Genomic DNA, 325 nt, shown 5'->3' with positions numbered 1-325 from the left:
CGACCTCAAGGTCACCCTGAGCAACGGCGGCACCGTCACCATTGAAGCCGGCAAGCTGTCGGCCATTTACACCGCGCCAGTGCAGGGCGACGACGTTTACAAGGACGGCCAGACCCTCTCGATTGGCGTCAGCGATGCAACGGTTGACGGCAAAACCTTCGAAAACCTGGTGATCGACGGCACCGCGGCCAACGTCGCCATCACCGACACCGTCAGCGAAGTCATCGCCACTTTGACCGCGGACAAATCCACCGTGGCCGAAGGCGGCTCGGTGACCTACACCGTGACCCTGACCAACGCGGCCGGCCTGCCGATCAATAACCAC

The 325-nt window shown here is 62.5% G+C and carries 1 protein-coding gene; it reads left to right on the top strand.

Annotated features, from left to right (window positions below):
* Positions 1-325: immunoglobulin-like domain-containing protein (locus ACM6J5_RS24215; RefSeq protein ID WP_414929482.1), on the top strand; the 325-nt coding region annotated here is incomplete at both ends.

The sequence above is a fragment of the Pseudomonas sp. IT-P74 genome (assembly GCF_949768175.1).
GTDB lineage: Bacteria > Pseudomonadota > Gammaproteobacteria > Pseudomonadales > Pseudomonadaceae > Aquipseudomonas.
The sequence above is the reverse complement of the archived record's forward strand: the minus strand, read 5'-3'. Positions and strand labels throughout refer to the sequence as shown.